The sequence below is a fragment of the Parvibaculum sp. genome (assembly GCF_046297875.1).
In the GTDB taxonomy this organism is placed as follows: domain Bacteria; phylum Pseudomonadota; class Alphaproteobacteria; order Parvibaculales; family Parvibaculaceae; genus Parvibaculum.
The window spans coordinates 842,540-862,266 of record NZ_JBKBHD010000001.1 but is presented as its reverse complement, the minus strand read 5'-3'; the positions used below and the strand labels follow the sequence as shown (position 1 = coordinate 862,266).

Annotated in this window: 22 protein-coding genes; 20 read left to right on the top strand and 2 right to left on the bottom strand. The window is 63.0% G+C overall.

The window, feature by feature from the left end:
- The first annotated feature begins 2 nt into the window (after nt 1–2).
- From murJ to ACK4FH_RS04240, 3 genes are all read left to right on the top strand, one after another.
- On the top strand, nt 3–1,544 hold the full coding sequence (gene murJ / locus ACK4FH_RS04250) for a murein biosynthesis integral membrane protein MurJ (RefSeq protein ID WP_409811358.1): 1,542 nt from the start codon (nt 3–5) through the stop codon (nt 1,542–1,544).
- Between the two features lie 117 nt (nt 1,545–1,661).
- A complete protein-coding gene (gene trpS, locus ACK4FH_RS04245; protein ID WP_409811357.1) occupies nt 1,662–2,669 on the top strand; it encodes a tryptophan--tRNA ligase in 1,008 nt (335 codons plus the stop codon).
- 89 nt (nt 2,670–2,758) lie between these two features.
- Nucleotides 2,759–3,850 carry a DUF2333 family protein gene (locus ACK4FH_RS04240; protein WP_409811356.1) on the top strand — a complete coding sequence of 364 codons (1,092 nt, stop codon included), beginning with the start codon at nt 2,759–2,761 and terminating at the stop codon, nt 3,848–3,850.
- Nucleotides 3,851–3,910: 60 nt separating this feature from the next.
- On the opposite strand, the gene ACK4FH_RS04235 is transcribed toward ACK4FH_RS04240, so the two are convergent.
- Nucleotides 3,911–4,390: a TIGR02391 family protein gene (locus tag ACK4FH_RS04235; protein WP_409811355.1), complete on the bottom strand. Its 480-nt coding sequence runs from the start codon at nt 4,388–4,390 to the stop codon at nt 3,911–3,913.
- Entirely contained in the window at nt 4,387–5,016 is a 630-nt protein-coding gene (locus ACK4FH_RS04230; protein WP_409811354.1) for a DUF5343 domain-containing protein, read from the bottom strand. The genes ACK4FH_RS04235 and ACK4FH_RS04230 overlap by 4 nt, the downstream gene beginning before the upstream one ends.
- 245 nt (nt 5,017–5,261) lie before the next feature.
- Here ACK4FH_RS04230 and ACK4FH_RS04225 point away from each other — a divergent pair, with 245 nt between their 5' ends.
- From ACK4FH_RS04225 to rimP, 17 genes are all read left to right on the top strand, one after another.
- Nucleotides 5,262–5,918: a glutathione S-transferase family protein gene (locus tag ACK4FH_RS04225; protein WP_409811353.1), complete on the top strand. Its 657-nt coding sequence runs from the start codon at nt 5,262–5,264 to the stop codon at nt 5,916–5,918.
- 39 nt (nt 5,919–5,957) lie between these two features.
- A complete protein-coding gene (locus tag ACK4FH_RS04220) occupies nt 5,958–6,452 on the top strand; it encodes a universal stress protein (RefSeq protein ID WP_409811352.1) in 495 nt (164 codons plus the stop codon).
- Nucleotides 6,453–6,540: 88 nt separating this feature from the next.
- The gene (locus tag ACK4FH_RS04215) at nt 6,541–7,101 is read left to right on the top strand and encodes a NifU family protein (RefSeq protein ID WP_409811351.1); all 561 of its coding nucleotides are present in this window, start codon (nt 6,541–6,543) and stop codon (nt 7,099–7,101) included.
- Between the two features lie 94 nt (nt 7,102–7,195).
- Nucleotides 7,196–7,789: a malonic semialdehyde reductase gene (locus tag ACK4FH_RS04210; protein ID WP_409811350.1), complete on the top strand. Its 594-nt coding sequence runs from the start codon at nt 7,196–7,198 to the stop codon at nt 7,787–7,789.
- 24 nt (nt 7,790–7,813) lie between these two features.
- A complete protein-coding gene (gene tsaB / locus ACK4FH_RS04205) occupies nt 7,814–8,512 on the top strand; it encodes a tRNA (adenosine(37)-N6)-threonylcarbamoyltransferase complex dimerization subunit type 1 TsaB (protein ID WP_409811349.1) in 699 nt (232 codons plus the stop codon).
- Nucleotides 8,509–8,976 (top strand): GNAT family N-acetyltransferase, encoded by a 468-nt coding sequence (locus ACK4FH_RS04200; protein WP_409811348.1) that lies wholly within the window; start codon nt 8,509–8,511, stop codon nt 8,974–8,976. Before tsaB ends, ACK4FH_RS04200 begins: the two co-directional genes overlap by 4 nt.
- Nucleotides 8,977–9,108: 132 nt before the next feature.
- Entirely contained in the window at nt 9,109–9,558 is a 450-nt protein-coding gene (locus tag ACK4FH_RS04195) for a Fur family transcriptional regulator (RefSeq protein WP_409815149.1), read from the top strand.
- 41 nt (nt 9,559–9,599) lie between these two features.
- Nucleotides 9,600–10,457, top strand: coding sequence for a lysophospholipid acyltransferase family protein (locus ACK4FH_RS04190; RefSeq protein WP_409811347.1), 858 nt, complete (start codon nt 9,600–9,602; stop codon nt 10,455–10,457).
- Nucleotides 10,458–10,599: 142 nt separating this feature from the next.
- Nucleotides 10,600–11,979 carry a tRNA (N6-isopentenyl adenosine(37)-C2)-methylthiotransferase MiaB gene (miaB, locus tag ACK4FH_RS04185; protein WP_409811346.1) on the top strand — a complete coding sequence of 460 codons (1,380 nt, stop codon included), beginning with the start codon at nt 10,600–10,602 and terminating at the stop codon, nt 11,977–11,979.
- Between the two features lie 40 nt (nt 11,980–12,019).
- Nucleotides 12,020–13,045, top strand: coding sequence for a PhoH family protein (locus ACK4FH_RS04180; RefSeq protein WP_409811345.1), 1,026 nt, complete (start codon nt 12,020–12,022; stop codon nt 13,043–13,045).
- On the top strand, nt 13,042–13,596 hold the full coding sequence (gene ybeY, locus ACK4FH_RS04175; protein WP_409811344.1) for an rRNA maturation RNase YbeY: 555 nt from the start codon (nt 13,042–13,044) through the stop codon (nt 13,594–13,596). Before ACK4FH_RS04180 ends, ybeY begins: the two co-directional genes overlap by 4 nt.
- 54 nt (nt 13,597–13,650) lie before the next feature.
- Entirely contained in the window at nt 13,651–14,619 is a 969-nt protein-coding gene (locus ACK4FH_RS04170; RefSeq protein ID WP_409811343.1) for a hemolysin family protein, read from the top strand.
- A 4-nt stretch (nt 14,620–14,623) separates the two neighbouring features.
- Nucleotides 14,624–16,294 (top strand): apolipoprotein N-acyltransferase, encoded by a 1,671-nt coding sequence (lnt, locus tag ACK4FH_RS04165; protein WP_409811342.1) that lies wholly within the window; start codon nt 14,624–14,626, stop codon nt 16,292–16,294.
- A gap of 175 nt (nt 16,295–16,469) precedes the next feature.
- Nucleotides 16,470–16,826 (top strand): helix-turn-helix domain-containing protein, encoded by a 357-nt coding sequence (locus tag ACK4FH_RS04160; protein WP_409815146.1) that lies wholly within the window; start codon nt 16,470–16,472, stop codon nt 16,824–16,826.
- Between the two features lie 254 nt (nt 16,827–17,080).
- Entirely contained in the window at nt 17,081–18,250 is a 1,170-nt protein-coding gene (gene metK, locus ACK4FH_RS04155; protein ID WP_409811341.1) for a methionine adenosyltransferase, read from the top strand.
- An 18-nt stretch (nt 18,251–18,268) separates the two neighbouring features.
- Entirely contained in the window at nt 18,269–18,973 is a 705-nt protein-coding gene (trmB, locus tag ACK4FH_RS04150; protein WP_409811340.1) for a tRNA (guanosine(46)-N7)-methyltransferase TrmB, read from the top strand.
- A gap of 138 nt (nt 18,974–19,111) precedes the next feature.
- Nucleotides 19,112–19,726, top strand: coding sequence for a ribosome maturation factor RimP (gene rimP, locus ACK4FH_RS04145; protein WP_409811339.1), 615 nt, complete (start codon nt 19,112–19,114; stop codon nt 19,724–19,726).
- Nucleotide 19,727: the final 1 nt, after the last annotated feature.

Below are 19,727 nucleotides of genomic sequence, written 5' to 3'. Positions count from 1 at the left end.
GAATGAACCTCGTCCGCTCCGCCGCGACAGTCGGCGGCACCACGCTGATAAGCCGGCTGCTCGGCTTCCTCCGCGACGTCATGGTGGCGGCGACCGTGGGCACGGGGCCGGTGGCGGATGCCTTCTTCGTCGCCTTCCGCTTTCCCAACATGTTCCGTTCGATCTTCGCGGAAGGCGCGTTCAATTCGGCCTTCGTGCCGCTCTTTGCCAAGCGCCTCGAGGGCGACGGGAAAGATGCAGCGCGGCGCTTTGCCGAAGATGCGCTCTCAGTTCTTCTCGTTGCCCTGCTGATCCTCACCATCGCGGCAGAGCTTGCGATGCCCTGGCTCATGCTCGTCTTCGCGCCGGGTTTTTCCGAAAACCCGCAGAAATTCGACTGGGCGGTCGAGTTCACCCGGATTGCCTTTCCCTATCTCCTCTTCATTTCGCTCACCGCGCTGCAATCGGCGATCCTGAATTCGCTCGGCCGCTTCTTCCCGGGCGCCGCCGCGCCGGTCATGCTCAACATCACGCTCATTTTCGCGATCCTCTTTCTCGTGCCGTTGACGGACAATCCCGGCCGCGCGCTTGCCTGGGGCGTGGCGGCGGCGGGTGTCGTGCAGTTCCTCTGGCTTTCGGTGTCGCTCTGGCGCGCAGGCTTCGTGCTCCGGCTGCGCCTGCCGCGCCTGACGCCGGAAGTGCGCCGTCTCTTCCGTCTCGGCGTGCCCGGCGTCATCGCGGGCGGCATCACGCAGGTGAACCTGACGATCGGCACCATGATCGCCTCGCTGCAGGCGGGCGCCGTCTCATGGCTTTACTATGCCGACCGCATCTATCAGCTCCCCCTCGCCGTCATCGGCATCGCCATCGGCATCGTGCTGCTTCCGGAATTGTCTCGCCGCCTGCGCGCGGGCGATCTGGGCGGCGCAAGCTGGAGCCAGAACCGCGCCATCGAATTCTCGATGCTCTTGACGGTGCCTGCCGCTGTCGGTGCCGCCGTGCTCGCGGCCGATATCATCCGCATCCTCTTCGAGCGCGGTGCCTTCACGAGCGCGGACACGGAGGCAACCTCCCTCGCGCTCATCATCTATGCCGCGGGCCTTCCCGCCTTCGTGCTCATCAAGGTTTTCCAGCCGGGCTTCTTCGCCCGCGAGGACACGAAGACGCCGCTCCGCTTCGCCGCCATCTCGATTGCGGTCAATATCGCAACCTCGATCGCGCTTTTCATTCCCTTCGGCTTTGCCGGCATTGCGACAGGCACCACGCTGTCCGCCTGGGTAAATGCCGGCCAGCTCGGCACAAGGCTCTACCGGAATGGCGAATTCGCGCCCGACCAGCAGCTTGTCCGCCGCCTGCCGCTTACCCTCATGGCAGCCTTGGGCATGGGCGCGGCGCTCTGGTTCGGCGCCGATGCGCTGGCGCCCTTCCTCGGCGATACGCTCCTTGTCAGCCTCGCCGCGCTCATGGCGCTGATCGGCTTCGGCGTTATCGTATTCTTCTTCCTCTGCCAGATCACCGGCGCACTCCGGATCGGCGATCTCAGCCGCGCCTTCCTGAGAGGCTGAAACATGCGGCATTCCCGTGTTCCGGCGCCTCCCGCCTCACCTCCCCATTGCCTTTGGGCCTCCCGCGCCGCATAACCTGCGCGAAGCCATGAAGGCCAAAGTGACGGAATTTCTCGAATGGACCAGCCGCAAAACCGCGTTTTCTCGGGCGTTCAGCCCACCGGCAATCTGCATCTCGGCAATTATCTGGGGGCGATCCGCAATTTCGTGGGCCTGCAGGAGACCCATGAATGCATCTATTGCGTGGTCGACATGCATGCGATCACCGTCTGGCAGGACCCGAAGGAACTGGCCGCGAACACGCGCGAAGTCGCCGCCGCCTATATCGCGGCCGGCATCGACCCCGATCGCCACATCGTATTCAACCAGTCGAAGGTGGCCGCCCATGCCGAACTCGCCTGGATCCTGAATTGCGTCGCCCGCATCGGCTGGCTCAATCGCATGACGCAGTTCAAGGACAAGGCGGGCAAGGACCGGGAACAGGCGAGCGTGGGGCTCTATGCCTATCCCGTGCTGATGGCGGCCGACATTCTCGTCTACCGCGCGACCCATGTACCGGTCGGCGAGGACCAGAAGCAGCATCTGGAGCTTGCCCGCGACACGGCGCAGAAATTCAACAATGATTTCGCGGCGCCGGATTTCTTCCCCCAGCCGGAACCCCTCATCATGGGGCCCGCGACCCGCGTCATGTCGCTCCGGGACGGCACCAAGAAAATGTCGAAGTCGGACCCGTCGGACCTCTCCCGCATCACCATGCGCGACAGCGCCGACGACATCTCGAAGAAGATCCGCAAGGCGCAGACCGATCCCGATCCCCTTCCCGAAACCGTGGAAGGGCTTGAGGGCCGCGCGGGCGCCGACAATCTTGTCGGCATCTATGCGGCGCTCGCGGGCAAGTCGAAGGCGGACGTGCTCGCGGAATTCGCCGGCGCGCAATTTTCCGTCTTCAAACCGGCGCTTGCCGATCTCGCGGTCGAGAAATTGTCGCCCATCACGAACGAAATGAAACGCCTGATGGACGATCCGGCCTATATCGACGGCGTGCTGGAAAAGGGCGCCGCCCGCGCCCGCGCCATCGCAGACCCCGTGGTCGCAAGGGTACGCGAACTCGTCGGCTTTATCTGATAGGCTGTGGCCTGCTTGATCTGGGCGGTGAAAGCCCCATCTAGAGAAGGTCTTTACGCAGAGATTCCGCCCCTGAGGAGCCCGCGCCCATGACTTTCAGCGAACGCCTGGCCGACTGGCGCGACAAGCTCCGCCACCGCTGGATGTATCGCCGGGGCGACGGCTCGGCCGCGCCCTCTGCCGTCTCCGCAGACACCGGCACCGCAGGCCCCGGCTTTGCCGCCCGCATGGCCGCGCTTTTCGCCGTGCTGAACCGGCCGGGCATGGGCGCCATGCTGAAGCGCGGCCTGATCGCCATTCTCGTCTTCATCGCGCTTTATTATCCGGTCGGCATGATCGTCGTGCACAAGGTGGACGACAACATGGATTTCGCGCCCGCGGCCGCAGACCGCGTGGAAGGCGGCAGCGAGGCGGTGGCCTATGCCGCGGCGCTCATCGACCGCGAGGTGAACAAGCATAGCTGGACGGCGAACGACCCCTTCTTCCAGCCGGGCTATATGCTCGACAACATGCCGAATTTCCAGCAGGGCATCATGTCGGCGCTGGCGCGCTTCGGCTTCGAGCTGACGGACCAGCTCGGCCGCACGCGCGGCTCGTCGGAGGCAGACGCCGATCTCCAGCGCGCGGCGGGCCTCCTCCAATATCCCGGCAATGTCTGGATCTGGAACCCGTCCGTCTCGCTCGCGCCCCGCGCAAGTTCCGAATCGCAATACAGGGACGCCCGCGCAAAGCTCCTCGCCTATAACCGCCGGCTTGCGGCGGGCAACGCGAATTACGACATCCGCGCCGACAATCTCATGGCGACGCTGGAGCGTTTCGCCGCCGATCTCGGCTCGTCATCCGCGCTGATCGATCGTCACATCACGGATGAAGCGGGCTCCTTCATCGACACACAGGCCGACGACATCTTCTATTTCACCAAGGGCAAGCTCTATGGCTATCACATGGTGCTGAAGGGGCTCGAAAAGGATTTCGCCCGCATCATCGCCGAGCGCAATCTGCAGAAGCCCTGGGGCGAGATGATGGACAGTTTCCGCAAGGCCGCCGAGCTCGACCCCTGGGTCGTCGTTAACGGCGCGCCCGACGCCCAGTTCCAGCCCAACCACCTCGCCATGCAAGGCTTCTACCTCATGCGCGCCCGCACCCAGCTGCGCGAGGTGAGCAATATTTTGTTGAAGTAGGGGGGCCTGACTTTGATGATAAAGCAAGGAAGCCTAGGGGACCAAAAATGGCTTAGAACGCTATTGCGGGGATTTCCGAGCTTCAAGTGTTCTTAAAAGAACTGATGCAACGGAAAGATGGTCTAGGCAGAGATCAATAGGGTCAATGCGGTTGTCGTGCCCTCGCGGATTTCTGATACCAGACATCGTGCCCGCAAAGATGTACCGAAACCCTCTCTGTTCGTCATTTTCGCTCATCGTCCCCAAATCCGTGAGCTTGATTTTTGGTCCGGTTTCATTGAACGCATTCATCATCAGATTGAACCCTGTGTCCTCAATGCCGGAGATGGTCTTCACTTGATTGTCAATGTACTTGAATGCCTCAAAGGTGGCTTGGGCATAGTGTCCATCGTCAAATAGCTTGATAGATACGACCGCAATATCCGGGTGAATATTGCGTTCGTCGAACGGATGGAGACTCGAGCTTTCATCCAATTCTTTCTGCCCAACATTTCTCGCCGTGCGGGCAATGCGCTCGAAGAGCCAAAACGTTTCATTCATGGGAGGAGATTGGCCTTGATGCTTTTAAAAATCGCATCGTAGGTCTCCTGCGTACCATCTGTAGGCAGATTAATCTCGATGCGCACGGTGAGTGCCATATCCGGCTTCTCCTTTTTCAGAGAAGCACTGCCTACAGTTGTCATGGGTTCCTCGGCTTTACCTTTTGAGCTTGGCCTCGCCTTGCGTGGTTGCGATGATGATTTAATGGCCGCACCTGACTTGGGTCTGCTAGTTGTGATTCCCTCAGACTGATGGCCGGCCAACTCCCGCAACGCCAGAAAAACTCCAGCCTGGCGGCCGCCAATGATTTCACTGGTCTTGTCGGCACTGCGGAAATAACTGATGAGCTGGTCTTTGCTCATCGTCCAAGCATCATCGGCACGCAAACTGAAAAGGTCTGCGTAGGCGGTTTTCACCAATTCACCAAAAGACGACTGAAACTCAGCTTCTTCACGCTTGGTCATAACGGCGTGGCCCTCGTCGGTCCGCTTCCCTTCTTCGTCAATGAGGTTCAAGAATTGGAGTACATTGATGACATAGCTCTCGTTCTTCGGGGCAAGTCCGAGCTTTTTAACGGTGTCAGACGTCACGGTCGGAGGAAAGGTTTTGCGAAGGTAGCCGATCATCTGCGTGATGTTTCCGGCGCCGGAGATGTAAGGATGCGATGCCATTCGTGCGGACCCCAAATTTTTGCTCGATCAACGCTTTACCCAATCACGGCGTTGGTCAATGGCAAGTGATGTTGCCAGTCGTCGATTCTTCCGATCAGAGTGTACCAATGAATATGCTGATAGAAAGAATACCTAGAGGCGTCTTTCACTATACTTGAAATGTAAAAACCATACACGACTGTCTTTAGGGAACCCTCCGTATGCCCCCCATCATCACAGCCTTTGAAGCCTCCCCGGATCGTGGCCGCGGGCTGGCGCGCGATACGCGCATTCGCTGGGCGCTGGAGGAGGCAGGCGTGGCTTATGAGGTGAGGCTTCTCTCCTTCGCGCAGATGAAGGAGCCCGCGCATCTCGCGCTCCAGCCCTTCGGCCAGATCCCGGCCTATGAGGAAGATGGCGTCGTGCTCTTCGAAACGGGCGCGATCGTGCTCCACATCGCGGAGCGCCATGGCGGGTTGCTGCCGGAAGACGAGGCGGCGCGCGCCCGCGCGCTCTCCTGGATGTTTGCGGCCCTCAACACGGTCGAGCCCCCGATCCTCGAACGCGAGACGGCGGGCTACACGGAGCGCAATGAAAGCTGGTATGAGGCGCGGCTGCCGCTGATGGAGGCCCGCATCCGCGCGCGGCTCGATGGGGTCGCCGCGCATCTCGGCGAGGCCGACTGGCTCGACGGCGCGTTCAGCGCGGGCGACCTGATGATGGTCTCGGTGCTGCAAAGGATCGCGGGCTCGGCGCTTCTCGCCGCCTTCCCCACGCTCTCCTCTTATGTCGCCCGGGCCGAGGCGCGGCCCGCTTACCGCCGCGCCTTTGCCGCGCAACTTGCGGTTTTCGAGGCCGCCTCGGCCAAAAAACCCTGAGGCTTGCTCCGCGTCCCGCCCGGTGGCAGCATCCGCCCCATGAGCGCATCCGAACCGTCTTCCCCCGCTGCCAAGCGGCGCAAATTCCTCGTCATCGTGGACGGCACGCCCGAATCGGAAGTGGCGATCCATTTCGCGAGCCTCCGCGCAAGCCATACCGACGGCATCGTGACGCTGCTCGCCGTGATCGAGCCGGGCGAGGCCTCGCAGCAATGGCTCGGCGTGAAGAACATCATGCAGGAAGAGGCGCGCGCCGAGGCCGAAGAACTGCTCCACCGGCTTGCCGCCCATGTGAACGAATATGCGGGCATCATGCCCGAACTCGTGATCCGCGAAGGCCGCCGCACCGAGCAGGTGATGCAGCTGATCGCCGAGGACAAGGACATTGCGATCCTCGTTCTCGCCGCCGGCACCGGCAAGGAAGGGCCGGGGCCCCTCGTCTCCATGGTGGCCTCCACCGACAAATCCTTCCCCATTCCCGTCACCGTGGTGCCGGGCAGCCTCACCGAAGAGGCGATCCGTTCTCTCGCTTGATTTGGGCCCTTCAAGGGTCCATCTATAGGGCAAATGACGGGTGCCTTGGCACCCCGCTAAACCACGATATTGAAAGGGTTTTTGCCCCATGTTCATCCAGACCGAGGCGACCCCCAATCCGGGGACCCTGAAGTTCCTGCCGGGCCGCGAGGTGCTGGGCGAGGGCCGCGCCGCCGATTTTCCGACGCGCGAGGCCGCCGGGCGCTCGCCGCTCGCCATGCGGCTTTTCGCGGTGGAGAACGTCACGGGCGTCTTTTTCGGCGCGGATTTCATCACCGTCACCAAGGCGGATGGCGAATGGCAGCACATGAAGCCCGCCCTTCTCGGCGCCATCATGGAGCATTTCACCTCCGGCGCGCCGATCCTCTTTGCGGGCGGCGCGGAAGATCATGACGGCCATGCCGCGCATGATGGCGAGGACGGCGAGATCGTCACTCAGATCAAGGAAATCCTCGACACGCGCGTCCGCCCCGCCGTCGCGCAGGATGGCGGCGACATCACCTTCCAGGGCTATGAGGCAGGCGTCGTCTTCCTCAATATGCAGGGCGCCTGCGCGGGCTGCCCCTCCTCCACCGTCACGCTGAAGCGCGGCGTGGAGAACATGCTGAAGCATTACATTCCCGAGATCGTCGAAGTCCGCCAGATCTGACCTGACGCGCGGTCATTTCCCGCGCGCATGGCTGGCGCCGCCCGGCGAAGCCGTTATCGTGGCGCATCTGTCATTCGAATTTACCGGAGGCCAAATGAGCCGCACACTCGACGGCACGTCGCTCGACATCATCTTCCGCGAAGCGCGCACGCATAATGCGTGGACGGACAAGCCCGTCTCCGACGACACGCTGAAGGCGCTTTACGACCTGATGAAATGGGGTCCGACCAGCGCCAATTGCTCGCCCGCCCGCATCGTCTTCGTGAAGTCGAAGGAAGCGAAGGAAAAACTTGCGGCGGTCCTCTCCGAAGGCAATCTGAAGAAGTCCATGCAGGCCCCCGTCACCGCCGTCATCGGCTATGACGTCGAATTCTATGAACGCCTGCCGGAACTTTTCCCGCATCAGCCGGAAGCGAAGACCTGGTTCAACTGGTCGAAGGAATGGGCGGAACAGACCGCCTTCCGCAACGGTTCCTTGCAGGGCGCCTATTTCATGATCGCCGCCCGTTCGCTCGGCCTCGATTGCGGGCCCATGTCCGGCTTCGACATGAAGAAGGCGGATGAGCTTTATTTCGCGGGCACCACGGTCAAGTCGAATTTCCTCTGCAATCTCGGCTATGGCGATCCCGCGGGCCTTTTCGCCCGCAGCCCGCGCCTTCCCTTCGACGACGCCTGCAAGATCGTCTGATCCGCATACGGAGAATTAAGCCCCTTGATCCTGCTCGCCTTCGACACAGCACAAGGGGCGCTTTCCGCAGCTGTCATGGATGGCGAGGGCGTGCTCGCCGCCGCCTTCGAGCCGCGCACGCGCGGCCACGCCGAAGCCCTGATGCCGCTCCTCGAAACCGTGCTCGCCGAAGCCGCATTGAGTTTCGCCGATCTCGATGCGCTTGCCGTCACCATCGGCCCCGGCACTTTCACGGGGCTCCGCGTCGGCCTCGCCGCGGCGCGCGGCCTCGCGCTTGCCCGCGCGCTTCCGCTTGTGGGCGTCACCACGCTTGAGGCGGTGGCCGAGCCCGCTGGCGCCGGAGCCGGAGCGGATGAAACCTGCATTGCTCTTTTCGATGCGCGGCGCGATGAAGTCTATATGCAGGCTTTCGCCCCCTCGCTCGCGCCGCTCACGCCGCCGCTTCTCGTCGGCCTCGACGAAGCGGTGACGCATCTGCCACCGGGAAAGCTCTGTCTCGTCGGCACCGGCGCGCCGCTGCTCGCGCCCCGCCTTGAAGCGGCAGGCCGCACCTTCCGCCTGAGCCCCGCGAAACCGCAGCCCGAGGCGCAATCGGTCGGCCGCATCGCGCTTGCCCGCATCGCCGCGCAGGGGCTCGATGCCTTCCGCGTGGCGCCGGAGCCGCTTTATATCCGCGCGCCGGACGCAAAATTGCCGGGCGGCCTCGACCCGGCAACGGCATGAGCGGCCCCGCCATCCGCGCTTCGGATGCCGCCTCGGCGGCACCGTTCGCCGCGCTCCACCGCGCCTGTTTCGGCGAGCCTTGGGACGAGGCAGCGATGCGCGAGCTTCTCGCCATGCCGGGCGCCTTCGCCTATGAAGCAGGCGATCCGGCGGCACTCGATGGACTTGTGATCGCGCGCACCGCCGGCGGCGAGGCGGAAATCCTCACCATCGGCGTCCGGCCCGCGATGCGCGGCACGGGCCTTGGCCGGCGCCTCCTCGAAGCGGCCGCCATTCATGCGGCAGCCCTCGGCGCAGAAGCCCTCTTCCTCGAAGTCGCCGAAGACAATCGCGCCGCGCTGCGCCTCTATGAAGCCTTCGGCTTCTATCTTGTCGGCGTCCGCCCCGGCTATTACCGCCGCGAGGGCGCGCCCGTCGCCGCGCGCACGCTGAAACTCGATCTCTCGCCACCCTCGTCCACCTAGATAAATCCTTGATTGCCGAAGGGTTTTTCGCGCCGCTTTGCCGCCGCTCCTTGGTGACAAGTGAGCCGCGCTTGGCCTATATTGGCCGCAATGACAAACAGGACCACGACAGAAGCCCTGCGCCCCGAAGACATGCCGATGGATCCCGAGCGGATCGAGAATCTCTGCGTGGAAAAGGGGATGCGGATGACGGATCAGCGCCGCGTGATTGCGCGCGTGCTGTCTGTCGCGCATGACCACCCGGACGTGGAAGAGGTCTATCGCCGCGCCGCCGCTGTCGACAGCAAGATCTCGATCGCGACCGTCTACCGCACGGTCCGCCTCTTCGAGGAAGCGAATATTCTGGAACGTCACGATTTCCGCGATGGCCGCTCGCGCTACGAGCAGGTGCCCGAGGAACATCACGATCATCTGATCGACCTGCAGACCGGTGCCGTCATCGAGTTCCACAACGAGGAAATCGAGCGCCTGCAGCAGATCATCGCGCGCGAACTCGGTTTCGAGCTGGTCGATCACCGGCTCGAGCTTTACGGCGTACCGCTCGACCGCAACAAGAAGCCGGACGCCGGCAACAAGGGGTGATCCCTGTCCGCCATCGGGGCGCGACGGGGCGGGAGACGTAAATGGCAACCGCTCGGGCCGCTGTCCTTCTTGCCGGCTTCATCCTGTCGGCCGTCATTCTCATGCCGCTGCAATGGTTCGGCCTGAAATTCGGCCTTACCTATGCGCGCAGCCTGCCGAACCGCTATCACCGCTTTCTCTGCCGCCTCGTCGGCATCAGGGTCACGGTCCGCGGCGAGCCTTATCGCGGCGGCGCCTGCCTCATCACCGCGAATCACACCTCCTGGCTCGATATTCCGGTCATCGCCTCGCTTGCGCCCTGCTCCTTCGTGGCGAAAAGCGAGGTCGCGGGCTGGCCCTTTTTCGGCACGCTGGCGAAATTGCAGCAGACCGTCTTCGTGGAGCGCGAAAGGCGCACCCGCACCGTCCATTCCCGCAATGAAATCCATACCCGCATCGCTGCCGGCGACCGCCTCGTGCTGTTCCCCGAAGGCACGTCCAGCGATGGCAACAGGGTGCTGCCCTTCAAGAGCGCGTTGATGAGCGTCGCCCAGCTCGCCATCGTCAATGGCGAGGAGGACCGGGAGGACAATCTCGTCGTCCAGCCGCTTTCCGTGGCCTATGTGAAGCTCAACGGTATCCCCATGGGCCGCTATTTCCGGCCCTTTTTCGCCTGGTATGGCGATATGGAGCTGTTTCCCCATCTCTGGGAGGCCTTCTCGCTCGGCCCCATCGAGGTAATCGCCGAATTTCACGAACCTGTCACGATCCGCGAAATCGGCAACCGCAAGGCGCTTGCCGCCTATTGCGAGGCGCGCTGCCAGGAAGGACTGGTTCGCGCGCTGCACGGCCGGGCGGACGAGCCCCAGGTCGCGCTGGCCGCGCCGCAGGAAATCCGTCCCCTTGCGGCCGGCGCATGAGCTGCCAAATCGGTCGCGGCAGGCCCGCAATACATGATAGAGTGCGGCAATCGTTTTGAGTTCCCCGAGGAGACGAGCGCACGCATTGCAGGATAAATCCGCGCCATCCCGACCCGTCGCACCGGCTGAGGCCCCGGAGGCCATGCCCGGCGCGCCGCGCAAGAAGATCTTCGTGAAGACCTATGGCTGCCAGATGAATGTCTATGACTCGGCCCGCATGGTCGATGTCATGGCCCCATCCGGCTATGCCGAGGTCGACAGTCCCGAAGAGGCCGACATCGTCATTCTGAATACCTGCCACATCCGCGAAAAGGCGGCGGAGAAGGTCTATTCGGAGCTTGGCCGTCTGCGCGATCTGAAAAAGGAAAAATCCGGCCGCGGCGAAAGCCTCGTTGTCGGCGTGGCCGGCTGCGTCGCGCAGGCCGAAGGCGAGGAAATGCGCCGCCGCGCGCCTGCCGTCGATCTGGTGCTTGGGCCACAGACCTATCACCGCCTGCCGGAATATGTGGCGCGCCTTGCAAATGGCAGCCCCGGCATCGTCGAAACGGAATTTCCCGCCGAAGACAAGTTCGAGGCGCTGCCCGCGCCCGAGCGCCGCAAGACGCTGGCGCGTGGCGCCACCGCCTTCCTCACCATCCAGGAAGGCTGCGACAAGTTCTGTACCTTCTGCGTCGTGCCCTATACGCGCGGCGCAGAATTCTCGCGTCCCGTCGCGCGCATTCTCGACGAGGCGCGCGCCCTCGCCGATGCGGGCGTGCGCGAGATCACGCTGCTCGGCCAGAACGTGAACGCCTATCACGGAGAGGACGTGAAAGGCGGCGCGGCTTCTCTCGGCACGCTCATTCGTCATCTCGCACGGATCGACGGTGTCGAGCGCCTGCGCTACACGACGAGCCATCCCCGCGACATGGATGACGAACTGATCGCCGCCCATGCCGAAGTGCCGGAACTGATGCCCTATCTGCATCTGCCGGTGCAGTCCGGCTCGGACCGCATTCTCGATGCGATGAACCGCAAGCATGACGCAGAAACCTATCTCCGGCTGATCGGCCGCATCCGCGCCGCAAGGCCCGACATTGCCCTATCGTCCGATTTCATCGTCGGCTTCCCCGGCGAGACGAATGAGGATTTCGAGGCGACGCTTTCGCTGGTGCGCGATGTCGGTTTCGCCCAGGCCTACAGTTTCAAATACAGCCCCCGCCCCGGTACACCCGCCGCGGAGGAAAAAGATCAGCTTGCCGAAGAGGTGAAGAGCGAGCGGCTTGCCCGCCTGCAGGATCTTCTCGGCGAACAGCAGAAGGCTTTCAACCGCGCCTGCGCGGGCCGCGTCATGCCGGTCCTGTTCGACCGGCGCGGCAAGGGCGAGCACCAGCTCGTCGGACGCAGCCCTTGGCTGCAATCCGTTCATGTCGAGGAGGCGCCGGAAGCCCTCTTCGGAGAAATCGTCGAAGTCGAGATCGAGGAAGGCTATCGGAATTCCCTGCGGGGACGCCTCCTTACGACGGAGGCCGTCACCGCCTGATGATATGTGGTCATTGGCACATCGAAAGGACAGGGTGCAGTTGAGCGCAACAGGTGGCGTGAAGACGGCGAAGGGCGGAGAAGGCGGTGATGACAGTCTTGTTATTGCTTTCGACGACAATCGTCTGTTGACGGAACTTTTCGGTACGAACGACAAGAATCTCGCACGCATCGAGCAGGGGCTTGGCGTGCTTGCTACGTCGCGCGGCAACAAACTGGTAATCACCGGCAAGCCTCATGCACGCAATCAGGCCGACCGTGTTTTCCGCGACCTCTATGCGCGGCTCAAATCCGGACAAGACGTGACGGCGGGCGAGGTCGATGGCGCGATCCGCCTCGCGACCGCGCCCGAAGCCGATCTCGACAAGCCGCAGGGCGGTTTTGGCCGCCACCAGATCCAGACGAAGCGCCGCGTCATCTCGGCGCGTTCGCAGACGCAAGGCACTTATATCGATGCGCTGATGCAGAACGAGCTCGTCTTCGGCGTCGGCCCCGCCGGCACGGGCAAGACCTATCTGGCCGTCGCCGTCGCCGTGTCGATGCTGCTGCAGAAGCGCGTGGACCGTATCATCCTGTCGCGCCCGGCCGTCGAGGCAGGCGAACGCCTCGGCTTCCTGCCGGGCGACCTGAAGGAGAAGATCGACCCCTATCTCCGCCCGCTTTACGACGCGCTCTACGACACGCTGCCGGGCGAGCAGGCGATGAAGGGCCTTGAAAGCGGCGAAATCGAAGTGGCTCCCCTTGCCTTCATGCGCGGCCGCACATTGGCCAATTCCTTCGTCATTCTCGACGAGGCGCAGAACTGCACGCCCGTGCAGATGAAGATGTTTCTGACGCGCCTCGGCGAAAACAGCCGCATGGCGATCACGGGCGATCCGAGTCAGGTCGACCTGCCGCTCGGCGCGAAATCGGGCCTGCGCGATGCGCTCGACGTGCTGGACGGCGTCCCCGGCGTCGCCACGGTCAATTTCTCGGATGCCGACGTGGTGCGTCATCCGCTCGTAACGCGCATCGTCAAGGCCTATAATGCGCGAGAACGCGGCCTTCTCGGGAACGAGCGCACATGAGCGACGCATCTTCGCCAGGACGAAAACGAAGCGAGAAATGCCGAAGTCCGGTCTCTGGGCTGGAGATCGAAGTCTTGCGCGAAGCCGGGGAATGGGAGAGCGGCACCGAAGAGACGGTGCGCCGCGCCGCCGAACATGCCTATGTGGTGACGCGCGGCGGCGAACCGGCGGAGCTTTGCATCGTGCTTGGCGACGATGCGCTTGTCGCGCGGCTCAACAAGGCCTATCGCGGCAAGGACGGGCCGACAAATGTGCTCTCCTTCCCCGCCGCCGAAATGCCGGACACAGGCGTCCCCGAGCAGGCCTTTGGCGACGAGCAGCCGCTGCTCGGCGATGTCGTTCTCGCCCGCGAAACGATAGAGCGCGAGGCCGGGGCGCAGTCGAAATCCTTTGCCGATCACCTGACCCATCTCACCGTTCACGGTGTGCTGCATCTTCTCGGCCATGATCACATCGACGATCCGGACGCCGAAGAAATGGAAGCCCTTGAGCGCGACATTCTCGAGGATCTCGGCATTGCCGATCCTTACAGCGGCGACGCCGCCGACTGATTTCCTGTTCCCGATTGAAATGTTCCGTCTGAAAGAGATTCGATTCCGCAAGCCATGACCGACACGACCGACACGACCGACCGACCATCCGTTTCCGCGCCCCGCGACGAGCAGAAGCCTCGCCCGCGCTTTGGTTGGCTGAGGGCTCTGCTCGGCAAGAACGGCAATGGCAATGGCGGCGGCGACGGCTCGCTGCGCGAGAGCCTTGAGGAAGTCATCGAGGAACACGACGACGCACATCGCAGCCTGACCGCCGAAGAGCGGCATATGCTCATCAACATCCTGAAGTTCGGCGAACTTCGCGTCGACGATGTCATGGTACCGCGCGCCGATGTCGTGGCGGTCGATGAACATGCAACGCTCGACGAGGTGCTTCGACTTTACCGCGACAGTGCCCATTCGCGCATGCCCATCTACCGCGAGACGCTGGACGACCCGCTCGGCATGGTGCACCTGAAGGATGTGCTCGCTTTCCTCGCCCCGCTTGAAAGCGAAAAGGCAGCACCGCGACCGCCCTTTTCGCTGCGTACCATCCGCCGCGACGTTCTCTTCGTGCCGCCTTCGATGCCCGCCATCGACCTTCTGGTGAAGATGCAGGCAACGCGCATCCATCTTGCGCTCGTGATCGACGAATATGGCGGCACCTATGGCCTCGTCTCGATCGAGGATCTGGTGGAGGAGATCGTCGGCGACATCGAAGACGAACATGATGTCGATAGCGGCCCCTCTCTCGTGATGCGCGAGGACGGCACCATCGACGCCGATGCGCGCTGCGATATCGAGGATCTCGAAGAGATGATCGGCATTCGTCTTGTCGATGAGGAATATGAGGATGACATCGACACGCTGGGTGGCCTCGTCTTCTCGCTGCTTGGCCGCGTGCCGATCAGGGGTGAACTGGTTCGGCACCCCGCCGGCCTCGAATTCGAGGTGAAGGATGCCGATGCGCGGCGCATCAAGCGCATGCGCATCCATCTCCCGCCGGCCGCAGAGGATGCGGCGGCGCAGGCTGCGGAAGGCTGATCCGGTGCGGTTCGGGAACAGTCTCGGCGCGGCCGTCTTCCGGCTGGAAAGTTTCGCCTCCGCCCTCGCTGAATTGCGCGGCAGGCGGCGTTACGCAGCTGCCTTCGCTGCCGGTGCCGTCAGCACTTTCGCGCTGCCGCCCTACGGCTTTCTGCCGCTTCTCTTCATCACCGTTCCCGTGCTTGTCTGGCTGCTCGATGGCGTGGGCGAGCCGACGCGCTCGCGCCGACGCCGCGTCGTGTGGCGCTCGGCGCTTGTCGGCTGGTGGTTCGGCTTCGGATATTTCCTGCTCGGCCTGTTCTGGATCGGCAATGCCTTTCTGGTAGACGCAGATAAATTCGCCTTCCTGCTTCCCGTCGCCGTTACGCTGATGCCCGCCGGGCTTGCACTGTTCACGGCCGCTGCCGCCGCACTCTCGCGCCTTTTCTGGTTTCACGGCTACAGGCGCATCGCGGTCTTTGCGGTTGTCTGGACCTCCTTCGAGTGGCTGCGCGGTCATATCCTGACCGGGTTCCCCTGGAATCTGATCGGCAGCTCCTTTGCCGCATCGGACGGCTTGCTGCAGGCGGCAGCACTTGTCGGTCCCTATGGTCTTTCCTTCATCGCCATGCTGGTCGCAGGCTCGATCGCTTCCTTCGATACGCGTGGCGCCTCGATCGCGCGGCGCATCGATGGCGATCTTCTTGCGGCGCCGGCGATTGCACTTGCGGGCCTCGCGCTCATCTGGATCGGCGGTGCCGCCCGCCTTTCTTCCGCCCCTCCTGAACAATCCGGTGCGACCGAGATACGCATTGTCCATCCGAACACGCCCTTCTCGAAGGATTGGGACAGCGAGGAACGGCTGCTGACCGTCATCGGCCAGCTCTTGCGCATGTCGCGTGAGCCGACGGCAGACCGTCCCGACGGTCTTGCGCCGGGCACGGTCATAGTCTGGCCGGAAAATGCGGTGCCCGTGCTGCTTGGCCGCGAGCCCTATGTGCTGGCCGCCATCGGCCGAACCCTGCCGCAAGGATCGCATCTCATCGTCGGCTCGAACCGCGGCGAGCCTGCAGCCGGCGGCCCGGCAAATCGGCTGAGCGTCTTCTACAACTCTCTTTATGTCGTCGATGACAGGGGCGAGATCGTCGAGACCTATGACAAGCATCATCTCGTGCCCTTCGGCGAATATGTGCCGTTGCGCCATCTGCTGGGGCGGATCGGGCTTCGCCAGCTGGTGCAGTTTCAGGGCAGCTTCGAGGAAGGGCCGGGCCCGCGCACGCTCGCCGTTGGAGGCGTGCCGCCAATGAGCCCGCTTATCTGTTATGAGGTGATTTTCGCCGGCAATGTCGTCGCGCGCGGCGAGCGCCCGGCCTGGCTCGTCAACATCACCAATGATGCGTGGTTCGGCTCGTCGGCCGGGCCCTACCAGCACTTCCTGCAGGTGCGTTTGCGCGCCATCGAACAGGGGCTGCCGGTCGTCCGCTCGGCCAATAGCGGTATTTCCGCTCTGGTCGATCCTTATGGAAGGGTCGTGAAGAGCCTGCCGCTCGACCGGGAGGGCGTCATCGACGCGGTGCTTCCTGCGCCGCTGGAGCCCACGCTTTATGCCCGGCTTGGCGATCTGCTGATCGCCCTTTTGATGCTGGCAACGCTCGCCGCCGTCTGGCTGGTCCGCCCCGGGGTCAATCGCGGCTGATGCCGATATATCCAGATTGGTAGCCGGAACGGCAATTCCGCCATTTACGACGGGGTGTCGGGTGCCGTTGACGACTTAAAGTTGTAATCTGTGGGCTCTCACTACCTGTCGAGGTCTGCCCGTGACCCGAAAATTGCCAAATCCGGTGGATGTTCATGTCGGCGCCCGCGTCCGCATGCGCCGTTTGCTGATCGGCATGAGCCAGGAAAAGCTGGGCGAAGCCCTGGGCCTCACCTTCCAGCAGGTCCAGAAATACGAAAAAGGCTCGAACCGCATCGGCGCAAGCCGCCTCTATCAGATCGGCGCCGTGCTCGGTGTTCCCATCGAATTCTTTTTCGAGGGGCTGGAGCGTGACCCCTCCCTGAACGGCGCGGACAATGCCGCCACCTTCGATACGGAACTCCTTTCCAGCGCCGAAGGCATCCAGCTCAACAGCGCCTTTTTCGCCATATCGGACCCGAGGCTCCGCAAGCGTCTGCTCGATCTCATCAAGGCCATGGCCGGCGATCCGGACGAGGCGGACGGCGAATAATCCGCGGATTTCCTGCGATCCGGGAAGATTACGGCAAATAAATGGACGATATGCACTTATGTGCATATCTTTTTGCCAAGCCCTGTTGACCCCGCATCTGATCCTTGCAACAACCATGACCGGCGGCGCGGCGGGCCGGATTTGGGCCCGCGACATGGAAATGTCTTTCCGTTCCGTCATGAATAAGAAGTGCCGAAGGGCGATTCCGCCATATCCGGCGCAAAACTCATCTCGCACCCATGAGGGAGATCAACTTGGCTAGGTCAAATTACCTGTTCACCAGCGAATCCGTTTCCGAGGGCCATCCCGACAAGGTGTGCGACAGGATTTCCGATGCCGTCGTCGATCTCTTCCTTTCGCGCGACCCCTTCTCGCGCGTCGCCTGCGAAACGCTGACGACCACGAACACGATCATCCTCGCCGGGGAAGTGCGCGGCCATGAAAGCATCACCAAGGAAATGATCGAGGAAACGGCGCGCAATGCCGTGAAGGCGATCGGCTATGAGCAGGAAGGCTTCCACTGGAAGAATGCGCGCTGCGAAGTGCTGCTTCATGCCCAGTCTGCGGATATCGCGCAGGGCGTCGATGCCAGCGGCAACAAGGATGAAGGCGCCGGCGACCAGGGCATCATGTTCGGTTATGCCTGCCGCGAGACCGATGTGCTGATGCCCGCCCCGATCATCTATTCGCACCGCATCCTCAAGCGCATGGCCGAGCTCCGCCATTCCGGCGAGCGCCCGGAATTCGAGCCCGATGCGAAGAGCCAGGTCACGCTGAAATACCAGAACGGCAAGCCCGTCGGCGTCACCTCCGTCGTCGTCTCGACCCAGCATAAGGCGGGCGTGAAGCAGTCCGACCTGCGCGAATGCGTACGCGGCGTGGTGAAGGAAGTGCTGCCGGAGGGCTGGTTCCCGCCAGAAGAAGAATTCTACGTGAACCCGACAGGCATTTTTGTGATCGGCGGGCCGGATGGTGACGCCGGCCTGACCGGCCGCAAGATCATCGTCGACACCTATGGCGGCGCGGCACCGCATGGTGGCGGTGCCTTCTCCGGCAAGGATCCGACGAAGGTTGACCGTTCGGCGGCCTATGCCTCGCGCTACCTCGCAAAGAATGTCGTGGCCGCGGGCCTCGCCGACCGCTGCACCATCCAGCTTTCCTATGCGATCGGCGTCTCGAAGCCGCTGTCGATCTATGTCGACACACATGGCACGGGCAAGGTCGAGGAAGAAGCGGTCGAGCGCGCGGTTGCGAATTGCATGGACCTTTCGCCGCGCGGCATCCGCGAGCATCTCGGCCTCAACAAGCCGATCTATGAACGCACTGCCGCTTATGGTCATTTCGGCCGCACACCGGATGCCGATGGCGGCTTCTCCTGGGAGAAGACCGACATTGCCGACAAGATCGCAGCCGCGGTCCGCTGAGCGGAAGAAAGGACGCCCTTGAGCGGCGAAAGCGACATTCCGCGCCGCCATGTCTATGGGCGCACCAAGGGCAAGACCCTGAAGCCGCGTCAGGTGAATTTGATGGAGACCCTCTTCCCGAGGGTCTCCATTTCGCTTGATGAAGCGGTTATCGCGCCGAAGCAGCTCTTCGGCGATGTGGATGAGGTCTGGCTCGAGGTCGGCTTCGGCGGCGGCGAACATCTCGCCCATCAGGCCGAGACCCATCCGCATGTGGGCATCATGGGCTGCGAGCCCTTTCTCAACGGCGTCGCAAAACTCGTCTCGGAAATCCACGAGCGCGATCTCGCCAATGTACGCATCCTGAACGACGATGCGCGTTTTCTCCTCGAGCGCCTTGCACCGAATAGCCTGGCCCGCGCCTTCATTCTCTATCCTGATCCCTGGCCGAAAAAGCGCCACAACAAGCGCCGCTTCATCAATGAGGAAACGCTGGGTTTCCTCGCCAGCGCCATCCGCCCCGGCGGCGAGTTGCGTTTTGCCTCCGACATACCGGACTACATCGCCTGGACGCTCGCCCATGTGAGCCGTTTCAACCGCGAAAACGGCGAAACCTTCCGCTGGACGGCGGAGCGGGCGGAAGACTGGCGCACGCCTTATGAAGGCTGGCCCGGCACCCGCTACGAGGCCAAGGCCATCCGCGAGGGCCGCACCCCCTGCTATCTCGCCTTCGAGCGCCTCTGAGCGGCCACTTGCCCTTGGGGATAAAGGGGTCTATATAAAGCCCAACAAGTCAGCGACGCTCTAGAGAGTGGGCTGTCTCCGGAAACGGGGGCCCGCTTTTTTTGTTATCTGGAGCCCGGTTTGGCGATTTTTCGGAGTGTGGATTTGGTCTCTGCGGGTCTCGACAGCAAGGCGGAAGGCGACGTGCTCGACACGCATCTCGTCGCGCCGCATGGCGTGCCCCGCAAGGTCTTCGATCTTCTGCGCGGCCCGGCCGAAGGCGCCGGTTTCGAAATCGTGCGCATCCGCTTCGGCCTGCAGGACGGACAGACGCTGCAGATCATGGCCGAACGCGCCGACGGCACCATGTCGGTCGAGGATTGCGAGGAGCTCTCGCGCATTCTCTCCGCCGTGCTTGATGTCGAGGACCCGATCCCCGGCGAATACAATCTCGAGGTCTCGTCCGCCGGCATTGACCGGCCGCTGACGCGGATGAAGGATTTCGACCGCTGGCAGGGCTTCGACGCGAAGATCGAACTCTCCGAAGCGGTCGGCGGGCGCAAGCGCTTCCGCGGGCTTCTGCAGGGCGTCGAGGATGGCGAAATCCTCGTCGAAAGCGAAGTCGAAGGATTTTCGGAGCCGCAGGTACTTGGCCTGCCGTTCCAGAAGGTGAGCGAGGCGAAGCTCGTGATGAGCGACGACCTCATTAGGGAAAGCCTCAAAAGGCAGGGCCCGGCGACCGAAACGCCGGACGCCTCCTCTGACGGAGAATAGA

Coding starts and splice junctions, on each gene's coding strand:
- ACK4FH_RS04220 (WP_409811352.1), top strand. CDS start 5,958: ATGAGCGCATCCGAACCGTCTTCCCCCGCTGCCAAGCGGCGCAAATTC.
- ACK4FH_RS04225 (WP_409811353.1), top strand. CDS start 5,262: ATGCCCCCCATCATCACAGCCTTTGAAGCCTCCCCGGATCGTGGCCGC.
- ACK4FH_RS04170 (WP_409811343.1), top strand. CDS start 13,651: ATGACCGACACGACCGACACGACCGACCGACCATCCGTTTCCGCGCCC.
- ACK4FH_RS04235 (WP_409811355.1), bottom strand. CDS start 4,390: ATGAATGAAACGTTTTGGCTCTTCGAGCGCATTGCCCGCACGGCGAGA.
- ACK4FH_RS04195 (WP_409815149.1), top strand. CDS start 9,109: ATGCCGATGGATCCCGAGCGGATCGAGAATCTCTGCGTGGAAAAGGGG.
- ACK4FH_RS04200 (WP_409811348.1), top strand. CDS start 8,509: ATGAGCGGCCCCGCCATCCGCGCTTCGGATGCCGCCTCGGCGGCACCG.
- ybeY (WP_409811344.1), top strand. CDS start 13,042: ATGAGCGACGCATCTTCGCCAGGACGAAAACGAAGCGAGAAATGCCGA.
- murJ (WP_409811358.1), top strand. CDS start 3: ATGAACCTCGTCCGCTCCGCCGCGACAGTCGGCGGCACCACGCTGATA.
- miaB (WP_409811346.1), top strand. CDS start 10,600: ATGCCCGGCGCGCCGCGCAAGAAGATCTTCGTGAAGACCTATGGCTGC.
- trpS (WP_409811357.1), top strand. CDS start 1,662: ATGGACCAGCCGCAAAACCGCGTTTTCTCGGGCGTTCAGCCCACCGGC.
- ACK4FH_RS04230 (WP_409811354.1), bottom strand. CDS start 5,016: ATGATCGGCTACCTTCGCAAAACCTTTCCTCCGACCGTGACGTCTGAC.
- ACK4FH_RS04190 (WP_409811347.1), top strand. CDS start 9,600: ATGGCAACCGCTCGGGCCGCTGTCCTTCTTGCCGGCTTCATCCTGTCG.
- ACK4FH_RS04240 (WP_409811356.1), top strand. CDS start 2,759: ATGACTTTCAGCGAACGCCTGGCCGACTGGCGCGACAAGCTCCGCCAC.
- ACK4FH_RS04160 (WP_409815146.1), top strand. CDS start 16,470: ATGCGCCGTTTGCTGATCGGCATGAGCCAGGAAAAGCTGGGCGAAGCC.
- ACK4FH_RS04210 (WP_409811350.1), top strand. CDS start 7,196: ATGAGCCGCACACTCGACGGCACGTCGCTCGACATCATCTTCCGCGAA.
- ACK4FH_RS04215 (WP_409811351.1), top strand. CDS start 6,541: ATGTTCATCCAGACCGAGGCGACCCCCAATCCGGGGACCCTGAAGTTC.